17 protein-coding genes and 5 tRNA genes are annotated in these 17,086 nt (G+C 62.4%); 9 read left to right on the forward strand and 13 right to left on the reverse strand.

All coding sequences use genetic code 11. The features are described from left to right. Position 1 precedes the first annotated feature (1 nt). From ACF8GF_RS19095 to ACF8GF_RS19115, 5 genes are all read right to left on the reverse strand, one after another. Positions 2-862, reverse strand: coding sequence for a branched-chain amino acid ABC transporter permease (locus ACF8GF_RS19095; protein WP_176685542.1), 861 nt, complete (start codon positions 860-862; stop codon positions 2-4). Positions 863-927: 65 nt separating this feature from the next. Beyond that, the gene (locus ACF8GF_RS19100; protein WP_003247562.1) at positions 928-2,130 is read right to left on the reverse strand and encodes an ABC transporter substrate-binding protein; all 1,203 of its coding nucleotides are present in this window, start codon (positions 2,128-2,130) and stop codon (positions 928-930) included. Positions 2,131-2,220: 90 nt separating this feature from the next. Then, positions 2,221-2,985, reverse strand: a complete 765-nt coding sequence (locus ACF8GF_RS19105; RefSeq protein ID WP_020192253.1) for a FadR/GntR family transcriptional regulator — start codon at positions 2,983-2,985, stop codon at positions 2,221-2,223. A 267-nt stretch (positions 2,986-3,252) separates the two neighbouring features. Next, the gene (locus ACF8GF_RS19110) at positions 3,253-3,483 is read right to left on the reverse strand and encodes a PP0621 family protein (protein WP_014589594.1); all 231 of its coding nucleotides are present in this window, start codon (positions 3,481-3,483) and stop codon (positions 3,253-3,255) included. Positions 3,484-3,575: 92 nt separating this feature from the next. Then, positions 3,576-4,595 (reverse strand): outer membrane protein assembly factor BamD, encoded by a 1,020-nt coding sequence (locus ACF8GF_RS19115; RefSeq protein ID WP_004577276.1) that lies wholly within the window; start codon positions 4,593-4,595, stop codon positions 3,576-3,578. A 147-nt stretch (positions 4,596-4,742) separates the two neighbouring features. Here ACF8GF_RS19115 and rluD point away from each other — a divergent pair, with 147 nt between their 5' ends. The 8 genes from rluD (at position 4,743) to ACF8GF_RS19155 (ending at position 10,061) form a co-directional block, all read left to right on the forward strand. Continuing rightward, complete coding sequence (rluD, locus tag ACF8GF_RS19120) at positions 4,743-5,705, forward strand: 23S rRNA pseudouridine(1911/1915/1917) synthase RluD (RefSeq protein WP_003247554.1); 963 nt, start codon at positions 4,743-4,745, stop codon at positions 5,703-5,705. Beyond that, positions 5,702-6,442 (forward strand): peptidoglycan editing factor PgeF, encoded by a 741-nt coding sequence (pgeF, locus tag ACF8GF_RS19125; protein WP_176685544.1) that lies wholly within the window; start codon positions 5,702-5,704, stop codon positions 6,440-6,442. Before rluD ends, pgeF begins: the two co-directional genes overlap by 4 nt. 248 nt (positions 6,443-6,690) lie before the next feature. Next, complete coding sequence (gene clpB, locus ACF8GF_RS19130) at positions 6,691-9,255, forward strand: ATP-dependent chaperone ClpB (RefSeq protein WP_176685545.1); 2,565 nt, start codon at positions 6,691-6,693, stop codon at positions 9,253-9,255. Between the two features lie 362 nt (positions 9,256-9,617). Further along, positions 9,618-9,693 (forward strand) — tRNA-Asn (locus ACF8GF_RS19135). Between the two features lie 4 nt (positions 9,694-9,697). Then, positions 9,698-9,774 (forward strand) — tRNA-Pro (locus ACF8GF_RS19140). 6 nt (positions 9,775-9,780) lie between these two features. Then, positions 9,781-9,856: transfer RNA gene (locus ACF8GF_RS19145), tRNA-Lys, on the forward strand. Between the two features lie 47 nt (positions 9,857-9,903). Then, a tRNA-Pro gene (locus ACF8GF_RS19150) sits at positions 9,904-9,980 on the forward strand. A 5-nt stretch (positions 9,981-9,985) separates the two neighbouring features. Then, positions 9,986-10,061 (forward strand) — tRNA-Lys (locus tag ACF8GF_RS19155). 187 nt (positions 10,062-10,248) lie between these two features. On the opposite strand, the gene ACF8GF_RS19160 is transcribed toward ACF8GF_RS19155, so the two are convergent. The 4 genes from ACF8GF_RS19160 to ACF8GF_RS19175 form a co-directional block, all read right to left on the reverse strand. Then, the gene (locus ACF8GF_RS19160) at positions 10,249-11,544 is read right to left on the reverse strand and encodes an NAD(P)/FAD-dependent oxidoreductase (RefSeq protein ID WP_176685546.1); all 1,296 of its coding nucleotides are present in this window, start codon (positions 11,542-11,544) and stop codon (positions 10,249-10,251) included. Positions 11,545-11,628: 84 nt separating this feature from the next. Beyond that, a complete protein-coding gene (locus ACF8GF_RS19165) occupies positions 11,629-11,802 on the reverse strand; it encodes a DUF3094 family protein (protein WP_176685547.1) in 174 nt (57 codons plus the stop codon). A 132-nt stretch (positions 11,803-11,934) separates the two neighbouring features. Further along, positions 11,935-12,564: a DUF1780 domain-containing protein gene (locus ACF8GF_RS19170; RefSeq protein WP_003247546.1), complete on the reverse strand. Its 630-nt coding sequence runs from the start codon at positions 12,562-12,564 to the stop codon at positions 11,935-11,937. Positions 12,565-12,619: 55 nt separating this feature from the next. Next, on the reverse strand, positions 12,620-13,051 hold the full coding sequence (locus ACF8GF_RS19175) for a hypothetical protein (protein ID WP_209968122.1): 432 nt from the start codon (positions 13,049-13,051) through the stop codon (positions 12,620-12,622). Positions 13,052-13,137: 86 nt separating this feature from the next. On the opposite strand from ACF8GF_RS19175, the gene ACF8GF_RS19180 reads away from it, so the two are divergent. After that, positions 13,138-13,845, forward strand: a complete 708-nt coding sequence (locus ACF8GF_RS19180) for an energy-coupling factor ABC transporter permease (protein ID WP_176685548.1) — start codon at positions 13,138-13,140, stop codon at positions 13,843-13,845. Positions 13,846-14,038: 193 nt separating this feature from the next. On the opposite strand, the gene yacG is transcribed toward ACF8GF_RS19180, so the two are convergent. From yacG to ACF8GF_RS19200, 4 genes are read right to left on the reverse strand one after another with little or no spacing between them, the layout of a single operon-like run. After that, the gene (gene yacG / locus ACF8GF_RS19185; RefSeq protein WP_010951889.1) at positions 14,039-14,239 is read right to left on the reverse strand and encodes a DNA gyrase inhibitor YacG; all 201 of its coding nucleotides are present in this window, start codon (positions 14,237-14,239) and stop codon (positions 14,039-14,041) included. Further along, complete coding sequence (gene coaE / locus ACF8GF_RS19190; RefSeq protein ID WP_004575721.1) at positions 14,236-14,859, reverse strand: dephospho-CoA kinase; 624 nt, start codon at positions 14,857-14,859, stop codon at positions 14,236-14,238. Before coaE ends, yacG begins: the two co-directional genes overlap by 4 nt. Continuing rightward, entirely contained in the window at positions 14,859-15,725 is an 867-nt protein-coding gene (locus ACF8GF_RS19195) for an A24 family peptidase (protein ID WP_176685549.1), read from the reverse strand. The genes coaE and ACF8GF_RS19195 overlap by 1 nt, the downstream gene beginning before the upstream one ends. Positions 15,726-15,727: 2 nt before the next feature. Beyond that, on the reverse strand, positions 15,728-16,936 hold the full coding sequence (locus tag ACF8GF_RS19200; protein WP_274149604.1) for a type II secretion system F family protein: 1,209 nt from the start codon (positions 16,934-16,936) through the stop codon (positions 15,728-15,730). Positions 16,937-17,086 lie beyond the last annotated feature (150 nt).

The raw sequence follows: 17,086 nt of genomic DNA on the forward strand, positions 1-17,086 counted from the left end.
CTCAGGCTCTCCCGAACAGGCCGTAGGGACGGACCAGAATCACTGCTGCCATGGCGCCATAGATCATCAGGCTGGCGCCTTGCGGCCAGAGACTGGTCATCATGCTTTGCACCACACCCACCAGCAGGCCGCCAACCAGCGCCCCGCCGAACGACCCCATACCGCCAATCACCACCACCACGAAGGCAATGCCGAGGATCTCTGGGCCGACGAAGGGCTGGGCGCCCCGTAGCGGCGCGAACAGCACACCCGCCACACCCGCCAGGCCCACGCCCAGGGCGAATGTCAGGGAGAACAGGCGGAAAATGTTGGTGCCCAACAGCGACACGGTTTCGGTGCTTTCGCTACCGGCCCGCACCAATGCGCCGAAACGGGTGCGTTCCAGCAGCAGCCACAGGCCAATACCGATCAGCGCTGCGAAGCCGATCAGGAACAAGCGGTAGTAGGGGTAGATGAAGTCGCCGAGTATCAGCACCCCGCGCAGTTCGGGTGGCACGGCAATGCTCTTGCCCACCGGGCCCCAGATCAGCACCGACGCTTCCTGGATGATCAGCGCGATGCCGAGGGTGACGAGGATCTGGAAGGTGTGTGGCAGGTGGTAGATGCGTTTGATCAACAGGCGCTCGACCGCCCAGGCCAGCGCGGCCACCACCAGTGGCGCAATCAGCAGTGCCAGCCAGAAGTTGCCGGTGACGGCCACGGCGGTGTAGCACAGGTAGGCGCCCAGCAAGAAAAACGCGCCGTGGGCGAAGTTGACGAAGTTGAGCAGGCCGAAAATGATCGTCAGGCCCACGGCGATGAGGAAGTAGATCATCCCCAGGCCCAGGCCGTTGAGCAGTTGGAACAGGTACAAATCGAGCATGAGCGTGCCCTCGACAGCGCGCTGGGCGGCTGCCTGTACAAGTGTTTGTGACTAACGCCGCAGCTTCAGGCCAGGGCGCAACCGGTGTGATCGACCTCGACGAACGAGCGGCCCGAACTGATGACTTCGGCCAGGTCGTCCTCGTCGCGCATCTGCCCCTGGGGCTTGCCTCGCAGCAGGTAGTAGTCCTTGAGCACCTGGTGGTCACCCGGGCGGATCAGTTCTTCGCCGGTCGGGCCCTGGAAACGCATGCCCTGCAATGCCGCAGACACGGCGGCCCCGTCCAGGCTGCCGGCCTTGACGATGGCCTCGAGCATCACCTTGGTGCCGATGTAGTCGGCGGCCAGCGGGTAGTTGGGGTTGATGCCATAGGCCTTGCGGGTGGCGGCGACCAACTGTTTGTTCAGCGGGGTGTCGACCTGGTGCCAGTACTGCGCGCCCAGGTACACGCCCTCGAGCACGTCGCTGCCCAGCTCCTGGAACTGGTCGAGGCCGGCAGACCACACCATCAGCACTTTCATGCGGTCCTTGATGCCGAAGTTGACTGCCTGGCGCAGGGCGTTGGAGGCCTGGCTTCCGAAATTGAGCAGCACCAGCACGTCGGGCTTGGCGGCGATGGCGTTGGTCAGGTAGCCGGAGAATTCCTGCTCCTGCAACGAGTGATAGCTGTTGCCGATGTGTTCTACGCCGAGCTCGGCGAACACTTTGCGGGCGTTGTCCAGCAGGGCATCGCCGAATACGTATTGCGGGGTGATGGTGTACCAGCGCTTGGCCTGGGGCAGTTGGCGGCTCATCGGCACCAGGGTTTCGCGGATGGCACCATAGGTGGGCACCGACCAGCGGAAGGTTGAGGCATTGCAGTCCTTGCCGGTGATTTCATCGGCGCCCACAGGCGTCATGAACACGCCGCCGGCTTTGTGGATCTCCTTGGACACCGCCAGTGCCGAAGACGACAGGGTGCAGCCCTGGAAAAAGCGTGCGCCATCCTGGCCGATGGCTTCCTGTACCTTGCGCACCGCCTTGCCGGCGTTGCCTTCGGTGTCGATGACTTTGTATTTGAGCGGGTGCCCGAGCAACTGTGGGTGCTCGGCGATGGCCAGGCGCGAGCCCATGTCGGCGTACTTGCCGTAGCTGGCGAAGGCGCCCGACATGGACTTGAGCCCATAGAAGGTCAGCGGTTGGTCGGCGAATGCTCGGTGTGCCCCCAAGGGGAGGCTACCTAAGGCACCCAGGGCAAGGCCTGCCTTGAGCAGGGTACGTCTTTGCATGAGTAACTCCTTGTTTGTGGTTATTAGGCAGGAGTGGCAATGACAAAGCGGGTACGGCCGGGCCTGTGTGCAGGCCTCTTTACAGGCGCATCAGTGGTGGTGATCGAACTCCAGCAGGAAGTTACGGGCAACCTCGCCTTCCAGCGCGGTCATATGGTGCTCGGCGTCGCACATGTGTTCGTGCATCAGCCGGCGTACGGCGGGTTCGTCGCTGGCGCGCAAGGCGGTCAGCAGTTGCTTGTGGTAGTCGATGTTGGCGGCGGCGAACTGCTGGCGCTTGGGCAGGTAGGCCTTTTTCAGCACCACCAGGTCGCGCAGCAGGTCGTTGAGGAACACCGCCATGAAACGCAGCAACGGGTTGGGGCAGCGATTGGCCAGCAGGGTGTGGAATTCAAGCTCCGCCAAGCGCTGCTCACGCTGGCCTTCTTCGCTGTCTTCCGGCGCGCTGCAGAAGTCGATGTTGGCCTGCAGCGCGGCGTAATCGGCTTCGCTCAGCTTGCCCATCACCGACACCGCCAGTTCTACCTCGATGACTTTGCGCAGCTGATACACCTGCTCGCCGTCCAGGTGCTGGAAGTGCAGGTAGTTGCGCAGCGCGCGGCTGGCTGGCTCGGTGCCCACTTCGTTCAGGTAGGCACCCCCGGTCGGGCCGGTGCGGGTGCTGACCAGGCCTTCTACCTCCAGTGCCTTTAGCGCTTCGCGGGCGGTGCCCTTGGAACATTCGAAATGCTCCATCAGCTCCCGCTCGGTAGGCAGGCGGTCGCCGGGGTGCAGCGCTTCGGTGACGATCGAGCGCTTGACTGATTCGACGATCACATCGGACAGCTTCTGGCGCTTGCGTTTGGGTTTGAGCATTTCGCTATTTTTCATATTTATGCGGATAAATAGGATTTAGCGAATTTTGGCCGGACGGGTCAATGCTGGCCGGGGGGGAGGGGTCGTAAATGGTGTTAAAGGGTCGGGGAGGGATATGTGGAACACGAAATTGCAGATAAAAACTGTGGGAGCGGGCGTGCCCGCGAACACCGGCGAAGCCGGTGCCATACACCGTGGTGCCTGCTTCGCGGGCAAGCCCGCTCCCACAGATTTCGAATTGGTTTCAGGATTGAACAGGCATCGTGTTCAGCCTTGGTGGCCAGGGCCCTGCTGCAGGTGGGCCTGGCTGCAATACCACTCATTACCCTGCTGCAGCGCCCGGTCGTTGGGCAGGTGCACACCGCAATGGGCACAGCGCACCATCTTCAGCGGCGCATCCAGCTTCGCCTCGGGGTGCGACTGCTGGCTGACTTTGTATTTGCGCCACAGCCAGAACGCGGCGGCGATCAGGGCGATCCAGAAAAGTAGGCGAACCATGATGTCCAGCTTGTCGGTTGAAGAAGCCGACAGTCTAGGACGCGGCCATAAAAAAAGGGAGGCCTGGCCTCCCTTTCATTTACCGCTGTGGGTCAGTCGAACAGACCGAAGGTCATGTAGCTGAACCAGGAACGGTCTTTCTCGGCTTCTTTCGGGCCTTCCGGCACGATCGGGTCACCGTTCTCGTCTTTAGGCAGCAGCTCTCGCGGCATCTCGTCGCGCGCGTCCTGGAACTGCTTGACCACGTCCTGGTTGGCGCGGGTTTCGCCTGGTGGCAGCGGGGTATCGGTTTCGATCAGGCCCAAGGTGGCCTTGGACAGCCAGCCGCGGCCGTCAGACTCGGTCTGCTTGGGCTGGAACTCGCCATCGACCAGGCTCGGGTGGTCCGGGTAGTTGAGCTTGAGGGTTTCCAGGCTCGTGGCGGCCAGTTCGTCCAGGTGCAGCTTCTGGTACGACTCGACCATCACCGCCAGGCCGTCACCGACGGACGGGGTTTCCTGGAAGTTTTCCACCACGTAACGGCCACGGTTGGCAGCCGCTACATAAGCCTGGCGGCTCAGGTAGTAGTCGGCCACATGGATTTCGTAAGAAGCCAGCAGGTTGCGCAGGTAGATCATGCGCTGCTTGGCGTCTGGCGCGTAGCGGCTGTTGGGGAAACGGCTGGTCAGCTGGGCGAACTCGTTGTACGAGTCGCGGGCGGCGCCCGGGTCACGCTTGGTCATGTCCAGCGGCAGGAAGCGCGCCAGCAGGCCACGGTCCTGGTCGAACGAAGTCAGGCCCTTGAGGTAGTAGGCGTAATCGACGTTCGGGTGCTGCGGGTGCAGGCGGATGAAGCGCTCGGCGGCCGATTTGGCTGCCTCGGGCTCGGAGTTCTTGTAGTTGGCATAGATCAGCTCGAGTTGCGCCTGATCGGCATAGCGGCCGAACGGGTAGCGCGACTCCAGGGCCTTGAGCTTGTTCACGGCGCTGGTGTAGCTGGAGTTGTCCAGATCAGCCTGGGCCTGCTGGTACAGTTCGGCCTCGCTGAGGTTCTCGTCAATGACCTCTTTATTAGAGGAACAGGCCGCGGTAAGCCCGAGGATGGCGATCAGCAGCAGGTGTTTCACTCGCATGGCGGCTTGCGTCCCTTTGACGGCCGCTGTCTTGGGCGGTGCCGTCCTGTTATGATGAGCGCCCCGGCCAACCCCGGGACAAAAGAAGCCGTATTTAACCACAAGCTCGCAGCCGAAACCAAAGGCTGTGCGCCCGCCGAATCGAGCATGTCCGAGATCATTCAACTTAGCGCAGAGGTACCGTCCGAACTGGGCGGCCAACGCCTCGACCAGGTCGCCGCCCAATTGTTCGCCGAGTACTCGCGTTCGCGGCTAACTTCGTGGATCAAAGAGGGCCGCCTGACGGTCGATGGTGCAGTCGTGCGCCCTCGAGACCTTGTTCATGGTGGTTCTCTGCTTGCCCTGGAGGCCGAGCAAGAGGCCCAGGGCGAGTGGATCGCAGAAGATATCGAACTGGATATCGTCTACGAAGACGACCACATCCTGGTGATCAACAAGCCTGCCGGGCTGGTTGTGCACCCGGCGGCCGGGCATGCCAGCGGCACCCTGCTCAACGCGCTGCTGCACCATGTGCCAGACATCGTCAACGTGCCGCGCGCCGGTATCGTGCACCGCCTGGACAAGGACACCACCGGCCTGATGGTGGTGGCCAAGACCCTGCAGGCGCAGACCAAGCTGGTCGAGCAGATGCAGGCCCGCAAGGTCAGCCGCATCTACGAGTGCATCGTGATTGGCGTGGTGACTGCCGGTGGCAAGATCGATGCGCCCATCGGCCGCCACGGCGGCATGCGCCAGCGCATGGCTGTAACCGACGGCGGCAAGCCGGCGGTCAGCCACTACCGCGTACTCAAGCGCTTCCGCTCGCACACCCATGTGCGGGTCAAGCTGGAAACCGGCCGTACCCACCAGATTCGCGTGCACATGGCCCATGTGGGTTTCCCGCTGGTTGGCGACCAGACGTACGGCGGGCGCTTCCGTATTCCGCCCGCTGCCAGCCCGACCATGGTCGAGGCGGTCAAGACCTTCCCGCGCCAGGCGCTGCATGCGCGTTTCCTCGCCTTGGCCCACCCGATTACCGGTGAAGTCATGAAGTGGGAATCGCCACTGCCGGATGACTTCGTCTGGTTGCTGTCGCTGTTGAACCAGGACCGCGAGAGTTTCATCGGATGAGTGACCTGACGCAGGCGTTGCTATTCCCCGACTGGCCGGCCCCGGCCTCGGTTCGCGCCTGTGTCACCACCCGTCAGGGCGGCGTCAGCCTGCCGCCCTATGAAACCTTCAACCTCGGCGACCATGTTGGGGATGACCCTGCCGCAGTCGCCGAGAACCGCCGCCGCCTGAGCGAACAGTTCGCCATCCAACCGGCCTGGCTCAAGCAGGTGCATGGCCTGGTGGTGGCGGATGCCGACCCGGCCGTGGTGGCCGAGGCCGATGCCAGCTGGACCCGCCAGCCAGGCATTGCTTGCACCGTGATGACCGCCGATTGCCTGCCTGCGCTGTTCTGCGACCGCGCGGGCACCCGCGTGGCGGCGGCACATGCGGGCTGGCGCGGGCTGGCGGGTGGCGTGCTGGAAGCCACGCTGGACCGGCTGGCGCTGCCGCCAGAAGAGGTGCTGGTGTGGCTGGGGCCTGCCATCGGCCCGCAAGCGTTCGAAGTGGGGCTGGAAGTGCGTGATGCCTTTACCGCCGTGCACCCGCAAGCAGCTCGGGCATTCGCCGACGGCGAACGGCCAGGCAAGCTGTTGGCGGATATCTATGAGCTGGCGCGTATTCGCCTGGCTGCCCGTGGCGTGACTGCTGTTTATGGCGGTGGCTTGTGCACGGTCAGTGATGCACGGTTCTTCTCCTATCGCCGTACCCCGCAGGGTGGGCGTTTTGCATCGTTGGTCTGGCTGGACCCGCGCTAGCCGGTACCGGCCTCTTCGCGGGCATGCCCGCTCCCACAGAGATGCCATAAACGTTGAAACCGGTGGTGTACCTGTGGAAGCGGGCATGCCCGCGAATGGCCCCATTAATCCAACAGGTTGACTTCGGTCAACCCCGCTAAGCTTGAATCTTCCAGAATCAGCCTTATCTATAAGGTCATCTCAGGCAGGTTTCTTCATAAACAGGCGCTGTCCATCGCTCCGACCTGCCCTTTAAAGGAAGGTACACCATGCGAATAGACCGTTTGACCAGCAAGCTGCAACTTGCAATATCCGATGCCCAGTCGTTGGCCGTTGGCATGGACCACCCTGCCATCGAGCCCGTGCACCTGTTACAGGCGCTGCTCGAACAGCAGGGCGGCTCCATCAAACCGCTGCTGATGCAGGTGGGCTTCGACATCAATAGCCTGCGCCAGGGGCTGGTGAAAGAGCTCGACCAACTGCCAAAAATCCAGAACCCTACCGGCGACGTGAACATGTCGCAGGACTTGGCACGCCTGCTTAACCAGGCAGACCGTCTGGCACAGCAGAAGGGCGACCAGTTCATTTCCAGCGAGCTGGTGCTGTTGGCCGCCATGGACGAAAACAGCAAGCTCGGCAAGCTGCTGCTGAGCCAGGGCGTGAGCAAAAAAGCGCTGGAAAATGCCATCAACAACCTGCGTGGCGGCGCGGCAGTGAATGACGCCAACGCCGAGGAATCGCGCCAGGCGCTGGACAAGTACACCGTCGACCTGACCAAGCGTGCCGAAGAGGGCAAGCTGGACCCGGTCATTGGCCGTGACGATGAAATCCGCCGTACCGTGCAGGTGCTGCAACGCCGTACCAAGAACAACCCGGTGCTGATCGGTGAGCCTGGCGTGGGTAAAACCGCCATCGCCGAAGGCCTGGCCCAGCGCATCATCAATGGTGAAGTGCCGGACGGCCTCAAAGGCAAGCGCCTGCTGGCGCTGGACATGGGCGCGCTGATTGCCGGTGCCAAGTACCGCGGCGAGTTCGAAGAGCGTTTGAAAAGCCTGCTGAACGAACTGTCCAAGCAGGAAGGCCAGATCATCCTGTTCATCGACGAACTGCACACCATGGTCGGCGCCGGCAAAGGCGAGGGCGCCATGGACGCCGGCAACATGCTCAAGCCGGCCCTGGCCCGCGGCGAGCTGCATTGCGTAGGTGCCACCACGCTGAACGAGTACCGCCAGTTCATCGAGAAGGACGCCGCCCTGGAGCGCCGTTTCCAGAAGGTGCTGGTCGAGGAGCCGAGCGAGGAAGACACCATCGCCATCCTGCGTGGCCTGAAAGAGCGCTATGAAGTGCACCACAAGGTGGCCATCACCGACGGTGCAATCATCGCTGCGGCCAAGCTCAGCCACCGCTACATCACCGACCGCCAGCTGCCGGACAAGGCCATTGACCTGATCGACGAAGCGGCCAGCCGCATCCGCATGGAGATCGACTCCAAGCCGGAAGTGCTCGACCGTCTTGATCGTCGCCTGATCCAGCTGAAGGTGGAGTCGCAGGCGCTGAAGAAAGAAGAAGACGAAGCGGCGAAAAAGCGCCTGGAGAAGCTGACCGAGGAAATCGAGCGGCTGGAGCGTGAGTATTCCGACCTAGAAGAAATCTGGGCTTCGGAGAAAGCTGAAGTGCAGGGCTCGGCGCAGATCCAGCAAAAGATCGAGCAGTCTCGCCAGGAGCTGGAAGCCGCCCGTCGCAAAGGCGACCTGAACCGCATGGCCGAACTGCAGTATGGGGTGATCCCGGACCTGGAGCGCAGCCTGCAGATGGTCGACCAGCACGGCAAGACCGACAACCAGTTGCTGCGCAACAAGGTCACCGAGGAAGAAATTGCCGAAGTGGTGTCGAAGTGGACTGGCATTCCTGTGGCCAAGATGCTTGAAGGCGAGCGCGAGAAGCTGCTGAAGATGGAAGAGTTGCTGCACCAGCGCGTGATTGGCCAGGGCGAAGCGGTAACCGCCGTAGCCAACGCCGTACGCCGCTCGCGTGCCGGGCTGTCCGACCCGAACCGGCCAAGTGGTTCGTTCCTGTTCCTCGGCCCGACCGGTGTGGGCAAGACCGAACTGTGCAAGGCGCTGGCCGAGTTCCTGTTCGACACCGAAGAGGCGATGGTGCGCATCGACATGTCCGAGTTCATGGAGAAGCACTCCGTGGCACGCCTGATCGGTGCACCACCAGGCTATGTCGGGTACGAAGAGGGCGGTTACCTGACCGAGGCCGTGCGGCGCAAGCCTTACTCGGTGGTGCTGCTGGATGAGGTGGAAAAAGCCCACCCGGATGTGTTCAACGTGCTGCTGCAGGTGCTGGAAGACGGCCGCCTGACCGACAGCCACGGGCGCACCGTGGACTTCCGCAACACCGTGATCGTGATGACCTCCAACCTGGGCTCGGCGCAGATCCAGGAACTGGTGGGTGACCGCGAGGCACAGCGTGCGGCAGTGATGGATGCAGTGGGGGCGCACTTCCGTCCGGAGTTCATCAACCGCATCGACGAAGTGGTGGTGTTCGAGCCATTGGGCCGCGAGCAGATTGCCGGTATCACCGAAATCCAACTCGGCCGCCTGCGCAGCCGCCTGCTGGAGCGCGAACTGTCGCTGAGCCTGAGCCCAGAGGCGTTGGACAAGCTGATTGCCGTGGGTTACGACCCGGTATACGGCGCACGGCCGCTGAAACGGGCGATCCAGCGCTGGATCGAGAACCCGCTGGCGCAGCTGATTCTGGCCGGCAAGTTCCTGCCCGGTACGGCGATCACCGCCAAGGTGGAAGGCGACGAAATCGTCTTTGGCTGATTGCGTTGCACCATGAGCCCCGCGTTTGCGGGGCTTTTTCTGCCTGTTGCCAATGCCGGCACAGCCCAGCTATTTCGGGCCTTTGCGCCAACCCCGGATAACCGCCTGAAATTTTTGAAATTTTTGCTTGCATCAAATTTAGAGTGCCCCTAATATACGCCGCGTTGTCAGGCACTAAGCGAATCACCAGCAACATCAGTGATCGCAAAACAACTTACAAATCAGTAAGTTGAATGAAAAAAAGTGGTTGACAAGCAAAACGAAGAATGTAGAATAGCCGGCCTCAGCAGCGACAACGCGAAAGCGAAGAAGCTAAAGAGTCCGAAGCGAACACAGTCTTCGGAGTTGTACCGAAGTTCAGTTCCGCGATAGCTCAGTCGGTAGAGCAAATGACTGTTAATCATTGGGTCCCTGGTTCGAGTCCAGGTCGCGGAGCCAATCTCGGGGTGTAGCGCAGTCCGGTAGCGCGCCTGCTTTGGGAGCAGGATGTCAGGAGTTCGAATCCCCTCACCCCGACCATTTTCCGGGTCGTTAGCTCAGTTGGTAGAGCAGTTGGCTTTTAACCAATTGGTCGTAGGTTCGAATCCTACACGACCCACCATGTAGAAAAGGGCATCTCCAAAGAGATGCCCTTTTTTTTGAAACACTCGGGGTGTAGCGCAGTCCGGTAGCGCGCCTGCTTTGGGAGCAGGATGTCAGGAGTTCGAATCCCCTCACCCCGACCATTTTTGGGTCGTTAGCTCAGTTGGTAGAGCAGTTGGCTTTTAACCAATTGGTCGTAGGTTCGAATCCTACACGACCCACCATGAACAAAGGGCATCTCGCATGAGATGCCCTTTTTCATTTGCCCTGAATAAATGCGCCCATCGGTGCAAATCCCACCTGTTTGCCACACCGCCCCTTTGTAGGAGCGGGTTCACCCGCGAATGCGGCAGTGCAGCCACCATCGCATTCACAGGTAAACCCGCGCCATACAGGGCATGGGGGCGCCTGCTAGTGCAGCTTCAGGCGCGGCTCGGTACCCCGGCCAATCTTGCTGCCCAGCATCATCAACGCCGTGCGGAAGAACCCGTACAGCGCCATCTGGTGCATGCGGTACAGCGACACATAGAACATCCGCGCCAACCAGCCTTCCAGCTTCACGCTGCCCATCAGGTTACCCATCAGGTTGCCCACCGCCGAGAATCGCGACAGCGAAACCAGCGAGCCGTAATCCTTGTACTCGTAAGTGGGCAGGGCCTTGTTCTCCAGGCGCGCCTTCAGGCTTTGCGCCAGCATCGAAGCCTGCTGGTGCGCCGCCTGTGCACGCGGCGGCACGTTGCGGTCGCTGCCTGGTTGCGGGCAAGCGGCGCAGTCACCGAAGGCGAAGATGTTGTCGTCGCGGGTGGTCTGCAGGGTAGGGCGCACGACCAGCTGGTTGATGCGGTTGGTTTCCAGGCCATCGATGTCCTTGAGGAAACCTGGCGCGCGGATACCGGCTGCCCACACTTTCAGGCTGGCCTGGATCACTTCACCGTCCTTGGTTTTCAGGCCGTCCTCGGTCACTTCACTGACTGCGGCGTTGGTCATCACCTTCACCCCGAGTTTTTCCAGGGTCTTGTGAACCGGGACGCTGATGCGCTCCGGCAGCGCCGGCAGAACGCGCGGGCCCGCCTCGATAAGGGTGATGTGCATGTCCTTGGGCTGGATGCGGTCCAGGCCATAGGCCGCCAGCTCGTGAGCCGCGTGGTGCAGCTCGGCCGCCAGCTCTACACCGGTGGCACCGGCGCCGACAATGGCAACGCTGATTTTCTCGCTGGCCACGTCGCCGGCGTGGGCACGCAGGTAGTGGTTGAGCAGTTGCTGGTGGAAACGCTCGGCCTGCTTGCGGGTATCCAGGAACAGGCAGTGCTGCGCTGCGCCCAGGGTGCCGAAGTCGTTGGTGTTGGAGCCCACGGCCATGACCAGGGTGTCGTAGCCCAGGGTGCGCGCGGGCAGCAGCTCGCGGCCCTCTTCGTCGAGGGTGGCTGCCAGTTGAATCTGCTTGCCTTCACGGTCCAGGCCGCTCATGCGCCCCAGCTGGAAATTGAAGTGGTTCCACTTGGCCTGAGCCACGTAGTTCAGTTCGTCTTCCGAGGAGTTCAGCGAGCCGGCGGCCACTTCGTGCAGCAGTGGCTTCCAGATGTGCGTGAGGTTGGTGTCGACCAGGGTGATTTCGGCCTGCTTGCGCTTGCCCAGGCTTTTACCCAGGCGGGTCGCCAGTTCCAGGCCGCCGGCGCCGCCGCCGACAATCACGATGCGATGAGTCATGGGAATATCTCATAAGGTTTACGGAATTCGTGGCCCTGGGGGCCGGCCGCAAACTGCACGAGGGGAGGGCGAGCGCGAAGCAGCTCATAGCACCAGTCCACTCAGCAGGCGGCTGAGGAGACCCAACCCGATGGTCACGGCCAGCACCAGCACAAGGAGCAGCCACGGCCGGAAGGGCCTGCGCTCGACTTGGTGCTGGGGGGCTCGCAGATACTCATCGACACGACGCTGATCTTCCGGGTTCAGGCGGCTGGTCATGGTGGGCCTCGTCAGGTAGACGTTTGTGACTGTGCAAACGCTACAGCGTTCGCGCAGGCGCTTGAAACAAATGATAATGCTTTCTATCCCTGGCGCCGAGTGTACGCCATCGCAAACAGTCGCTGCACTGGATCAAAGACTGATGCCTACGTCGAAGACGATGCTGCGGCCCAGGTTGCCGCGCAGGAAATCTGGCGCATCGGGGTGGGCAAACAGTACCCGGGCAAAGGTTGGCCCGACCAGCGACAGCGAGCGCCAGCCTTGGCGCAGGTATTCGGTAGGCGGCGGGAAGTGGGTGTTGAGGTCGAGCACTTCGCGCTTGAGGCTGGAGAACGCGATGATGTCCAGCTCGTTCAGCTCCAGCCCGCGTTCCCGGTAATTGTGCGCCTTCTTGCGCAAGGTGGGCGCCAGGCGCCCCAGCAGTTCGGTGGCACTGATGCGCCGTGGGCGTGCTTCGCGGCGTACCAACTGCGCCAAGGAAAACGCACTGCGCCGCCGCTGCAGCTCCTCGCGCCATTCATCGTTCAGCCGGCGGCCCTCGTCGAGCACGAAAAACACCTCGAAGGCGGCGTCACGGAACAGCACGTCTGGTGGCTCCTGCCCGGCCGGGGTGAAGTCCTCGCTGCGGTAGGGAATGTTCAGCCCCTGCAGCAGGCGCTGGCACACCCATCGCTCCCGCTCCCACTTACGGGCGTTGGAGAGAAAGGCATTGGCTTGTTCGGCCTGGATGGTAAGCAGGCGCAGGTAGTCTGAGTCATCCATGCAGACAAGCTTAGCCGCTAATCGATGACGGTAAGATGCTGTTTAAGCGTGAGAATCAGCCCAGCACCGTCCACTGCTGCACCAGCCCGACCAGATGCACCAGGCCAAAGCCCAGGCAGATCAGCGAACTGACCACGATAAAACGCTGCGAACGCCCGGTGCCCGCCAGCAATACTGGACCCAGCAGACCGCGTAGCAAATACACCAGGGTGATCAGGCAAATGACTGGTAGCAGCAAGGGCAGCCGCCCGATCGCCCCGGCAGCCGACAGCGCATAGGCCGACCAGGCCAGCAACACGCAGGCGATGGCGGCGGTGATCAGCGCCGGGTAGCAGCGGCCCTTTTCGGCGGCCACCGCCATGCGCTCGCCGGCCCCGAACAAACGGTACCAACGCGGCCCCACGGCGATGATGGCCAGGTGAATTACACCGATGATGGCGTTGAGTGCCGCTGCCAGTAGCAGGGCGGGGTTGGTTCCTTCCAGCATGACCAATGCTTCCTGCATCGAATGGAAGCGTCAGCCTACCGCAGCCGAAGGCAGGGGAGAATGGGTGTAGACTCGGTTTTATCCACATGGCTGCAAAGGGTATTGTTCAGGTGATCAGCGCGCAGGTGTTATCCGGCACCACCCTTACCCTTGGCTGGCTGGGTTATGTGCCGTTGCTGATCTGGGCGGTCAGCCAGGTTCGCTGGGTTGAACTGTTTACCGACCGGCGCCGCCAGCATTTGCTGTTTGGCACGGTGTTCTGCCTGTTTGCGCTGTGGCTGGTGCGGCGCGACTTTGATACCGGGGTGTCGTACCACTTTATTGGCATGACGGCGGTCACCCTGTTGCTGGACTGGCCGCTGGCGGTGCTGGGTGGGTTCATGGCCCAGCTCGGCTTGCTGGCGCTGGGGCGTCAGGACCTGGCGGCGCTGGGGTTGAATGGTTTGTTGCTGGTTGGCTTGCCGGTGCTGATTACCGAGGTGTGCGCGGTATTGGTGGAGCGTGCCCAGCCCCGCAACCTGTTCGTTTACATCTTTTGTTCGGGTTTTTTTCCGGCCGCGCTGACTGTGCTGATTTGCGTCCCCGCAGCGCTAGGGGTGTTGTGGCTGGACGGGCGTTTTGCCCTGCCGGAGTGGCTCAGCGACTTTGTGGGCTACCTGTGGCTGATGATGTTCCCCGAGGCGTTCATCAACGGCATGGTGATCAGTGCGCTGGTGGTGTTTTGCCCCGAGTGGCTGGAAACCTTCAACCGGACGCGGTACCTGCAGGCGCCGTGGAAGGAAGATGAGCGGTGAATGTGTGGTGGCTGTGCCGGCCTCTTCGGGGGTAATGCACAGCACTCAGAGGTTGCACTCTCACTGTGGGAGCGGGCATGCCCGCGAACACGGGCGAAGCCCGTGCCATCCACTGCGCCGCCTGCTTCGCGGGCTTGCCCGCTCCCACAGGTACCGCGCGGGTTGTGGGCCCGCGTTGTATTTGTGGATCAGCTCAATGCCGCGGCTCCAGGTCCCCCGAATACAGCTCATCTTCGGACTCTTCCGACCCCGCAATCTTGTGCTCCTCAGCCGCCCAGGCGCCCAGGTCGATCAGCTTGCAACGGTCCGAACAAAACGGTCGGAACGCGTTTTTTTCGCTCCATTCCACAGGCGCGCCGCAAGTTGGGCAATCGACGGTCAATGGCTGGCTCATGGCTGGCCTCCTTTCAAAGTCAGGTAAAAGTGGTGCAGGCGGTCAATCTGCTCATGCAGCGCGGCCAGGCCGCCGTCGTTGACCACCACATCATCGGCATGGCGCAGGCGATCCTCACGGGCCAGCTGCGCCTGCAAAATGGCCTGCACGTGCTCGGCACTGGTGTTGTCCCGCGCCAGGGTACGGGCTATTTGCAGGTCTTGCGGCGCATCGATCACCAGCACACGTTGGGTCTTGTGATGCTGGCCCGATTCGATCAGCAGCGGCGACACATAGACCGCATAGGGCGACTGCGCCTTGGCCAGATAGCTGAAAATCTCCTGACCGATCAGCGGGTGCAGCAGTTGCTCCAGCCATTTGCGCTGCGCCGGATCGGCGAAAATCAGCTGGCGCAGGGCGGCGCGATCGAGCTGGCCGTCGCCCTGCAGCACGCCCGGGCCGAAGCGCTCGACGATGCTGGCCAGAGCCGGACGACCAGGTTCGACAACCCAGCGCGCCGCCTGGTCGGCATCGACCAGGTGCACGCCAAGCTCGACAAAGCGCTCGGCAGCGGCGCTTTTGCCGCTACCAATGCCGCCGGTCAGGCCGAGAATCCAGGGGGTAAAGGCCGCAGTGGTCATCAGTATCCAAGCAGTTGCATGTATGAGGCGTATATTTCATCACCCCAGAGCACGGCAATCCACCCCGCAATTGCCAGATAAGGGCCAAACGGGATAGCCGTGCCCAAGGCATGCCGGCGAAAACGCAGCAGGCACAGGCCAAACAGCGCCCCCACCACCGACGACAACAGCAGCGTCAACGGCAGCACCTGCCAACCCCCCCACGCCCCGATCAGCGCCATCAGCTTGAAATCGCCATAGCCCATGCCCTCCTTGCCGGTGACCAGCCTGAACACCCAGTACACCGTCCACAGGCTGAGATACCCGGCCACTGCGCCCCACAGTGCGTCGGCCAGGGCTACATGGATACCAAAGGCATTGACGATCAGCCCTAGCCACATGGTCGGCAGCACCAGCACATCCGGCAGCAGCTGGTGGTCCGCATCGATCAGGCTCAGCGCCAGCAGGCACCAGGTCAGCGGCAACGCCAGCAACGCCTCTACCGAAGCGCCAAAGCGCCAGGCCACTACCAGCGACAGCAGCGCGCTGGCCACTTCCACTACCGGGTAACGCAGGCTGATGCGGTTTTTGCAGGACGAACAGCGCCCGCCCAAGGCCAGGTAGCTGATGACTGGAATGTTCTCCCACGCACGAATCCGGTGCGCGCAGTGTGGGCACCGGGAGGCGGGCAGGCACAGGTCGAAGCGCGCGTGCTGCGTGGTCGGCAGCCCCAATACCTCTTGCGCCTCACGCTGCCATTGCCGCTCCAGCATGATCGGCAGGCGATACACCAGCACGTTGAGAAAGCTGCCCACCAGCAGGCCGAGCACCGTGGCGAAAGTAAGGAAGTACGCTGGTTGTTCAGCCAGCAAAGCCCATAAAGTCATGTTCAGATCAAACTACCCAACTGGAAGATCGGCAGGTACATCGCCACCACCAGGCCACCCACCAGCAAGCCCAGGATCAGCACGATGGCCGGCTCCAGCAGGCTGGTCAACTGGTCCAGCGCCTGGCTGACCTGTTCCTCGTAATGGCTGGCGGCTTTTTCCAGCATCTGGTCCAGCGTGCCGCTGGATTCACCGATGGCCGTCAACTGCACCAGCAACGGGGGAAACAGCGGTTCACCGGCCATCGCCTGGTTCAGCCCTTGCCCATTGGCCATGCCTTGGCGCAGCCGCAACACCGCCTGCTCGTGCAGGTCGCCACCCGTTACCCGCGCCACCGTCCCCAGCGCATCCAGCAACGGCACCCCGGCGCCGTAGGACGTTGCCAGACTGCGCGCAAACCGCGCCAGCGCGGCCTGCCCCAGCAGCTTGCCAAACACCGGCAAGCCCAGCACCCGCCGAGATATCCACAGGCGCGCTGGCGCGTGCTGCCGGTAAAGCTGGCGCACGGCAACACCCATCACCAAGCCCATCACCAGCAGCAGCGGCGCAAACCGGCTCAGCCCTGTGGACAAGTTGATCACCCATTGGGTAAATGCCGGCAACGCCGCGCCCATGCCCGAGAACATGCTCTCGAATTTAGGAATCACCTCCAGCAACAAGATCGCCGACACCCCCAGCCCGGTCAGCAACAGCAGCAGCGGGTAGATCATCGCCTTGCGCACCTTCTTGTGCAGCACCCGACGCTGTTCCAGCATGCCGGCCAGCTGCTCCAGCTGGCGGTCGAGCGTACCGGACTGCTCGCCCACCCGTACCAGGTTGCAATACAGCGCATCGAACCATGCCGGGTGACGCTGCAACGCATCCGCCAACCCCAGGCCCGAGGCCACATCCTGTTTCAATCTTTCCAGCAACGCCGCCTGCGCCGCATCGCAACCACTGCGGCCCATCACCTCGAACGCCTGCAGCAGCGGCACGCCGGCCTTGAGCAACGTCGCCAACTGCCGGCTGAACCCCGCCGGATCTGCCTTTTCGCGCCGCTTTGGCAAGCTGAACGCCAGCCCGCTGGCCGGCCGCAAACTCGCCACCGTGATGCCCTGGCGAATCAGCCCGGCGCGCACATAAGCCGGGCTGCGCCCGGGTGTTTGGCCGCTGACCGGCGCGCCATTGGCGTCGGTGCCGTGCCAGCGGTAGAGAAGTGAAGATGAAGTCATGCAAAGGTCCTTGTTCAGCCCCGGCGACAAGCCTGGAAACAGCTTGCCGCATCCATGCAAGGGCACGCGTCCGTGATGCTCACTAGAGTAGTTCAGCGAAGATGACGCCCGTGCGGGCAGGGGTGACAAAAGGTGTCTGTTCAGGCCTAC

The sequence above is a fragment of the Pseudomonas sp. yb_5 genome, assembly GCF_043103865.1.
GTDB classification, from domain to species: domain Bacteria; phylum Pseudomonadota; class Gammaproteobacteria; order Pseudomonadales; family Pseudomonadaceae; genus Aquipseudomonas; species Aquipseudomonas putida_Y.

Excerpts from the sequence above, each read along its gene's own strand:
- pgeF (WP_176685544.1), top strand. The coding sequence starts at position 5,702 with ATGAGTGACCTGACGCAGGCGTTGCTATTCCCCGACTGGCCGGCCCCG.
- ACF8GF_RS19160 (WP_176685546.1), bottom strand. The coding sequence starts at position 11,544 with ATGACTCATCGCATCGTGATTGTCGGCGGCGGCGCCGGCGGCCTGGAA.
- coaE (WP_004575721.1), bottom strand. The coding sequence starts at position 14,859 with ATGACCACTGCGGCCTTTACCCCCTGGATTCTCGGCCTGACCGGCGGC.
- ACF8GF_RS19100 (WP_003247562.1), bottom strand. The coding sequence starts at position 2,130 with ATGCAAAGACGTACCCTGCTCAAGGCAGGCCTTGCCCTGGGTGCCTTA.
- rluD (WP_003247554.1), top strand. The coding sequence starts at position 4,743 with ATGTCCGAGATCATTCAACTTAGCGCAGAGGTACCGTCCGAACTGGGC.
- ACF8GF_RS19165 (WP_176685547.1), bottom strand. The coding sequence starts at position 11,802 with ATGACCAGCCGCCTGAACCCGGAAGATCAGCGTCGTGTCGATGAGTAT.
- ACF8GF_RS19095 (WP_176685542.1), bottom strand. The coding sequence starts at position 862 with ATGCTCGATTTGTACCTGTTCCAACTGCTCAACGGCCTGGGCCTGGGG.
- ACF8GF_RS19115 (WP_004577276.1), bottom strand. The coding sequence starts at position 4,595 with ATGCGAGTGAAACACCTGCTGCTGATCGCCATCCTCGGGCTTACCGCG.
- clpB (WP_176685545.1), top strand. The coding sequence starts at position 6,691 with ATGCGAATAGACCGTTTGACCAGCAAGCTGCAACTTGCAATATCCGAT.
- ACF8GF_RS19110 (WP_014589594.1), bottom strand. The coding sequence starts at position 3,483 with ATGGTTCGCCTACTTTTCTGGATCGCCCTGATCGCCGCCGCGTTCTGG.
- ACF8GF_RS19170 (WP_003247546.1), bottom strand. The coding sequence starts at position 12,564 with ATGGATGACTCAGACTACCTGCGCCTGCTTACCATCCAGGCCGAACAA.
- ACF8GF_RS19175 (WP_209968122.1), bottom strand. The coding sequence starts at position 13,051 with ATGCTGGAAGGAACCAACCCCGCCCTGCTACTGGCAGCGGCACTCAAC.
- ACF8GF_RS19200 (WP_274149604.1), bottom strand. The coding sequence starts at position 16,936 with ATGACTTCATCTTCACTTCTCTACCGCTGGCACGGCACCGACGCCAAT.
- ACF8GF_RS19105 (WP_020192253.1), bottom strand. The coding sequence starts at position 2,985 with ATGCTCAAACCCAAACGCAAGCGCCAGAAGCTGTCCGATGTGATCGTC.
- ACF8GF_RS19195 (WP_176685549.1), bottom strand. The coding sequence starts at position 15,725 with ATGACTTTATGGGCTTTGCTGGCTGAACAACCAGCGTACTTCCTTACT.
- yacG (WP_010951889.1), bottom strand. The coding sequence starts at position 14,239 with ATGAGCCAGCCATTGACCGTCGATTGCCCAACTTGCGGCGCGCCTGTG.
- ACF8GF_RS19180 (WP_176685548.1), top strand. The coding sequence starts at position 13,138 with ATGGCTGCAAAGGGTATTGTTCAGGTGATCAGCGCGCAGGTGTTATCC.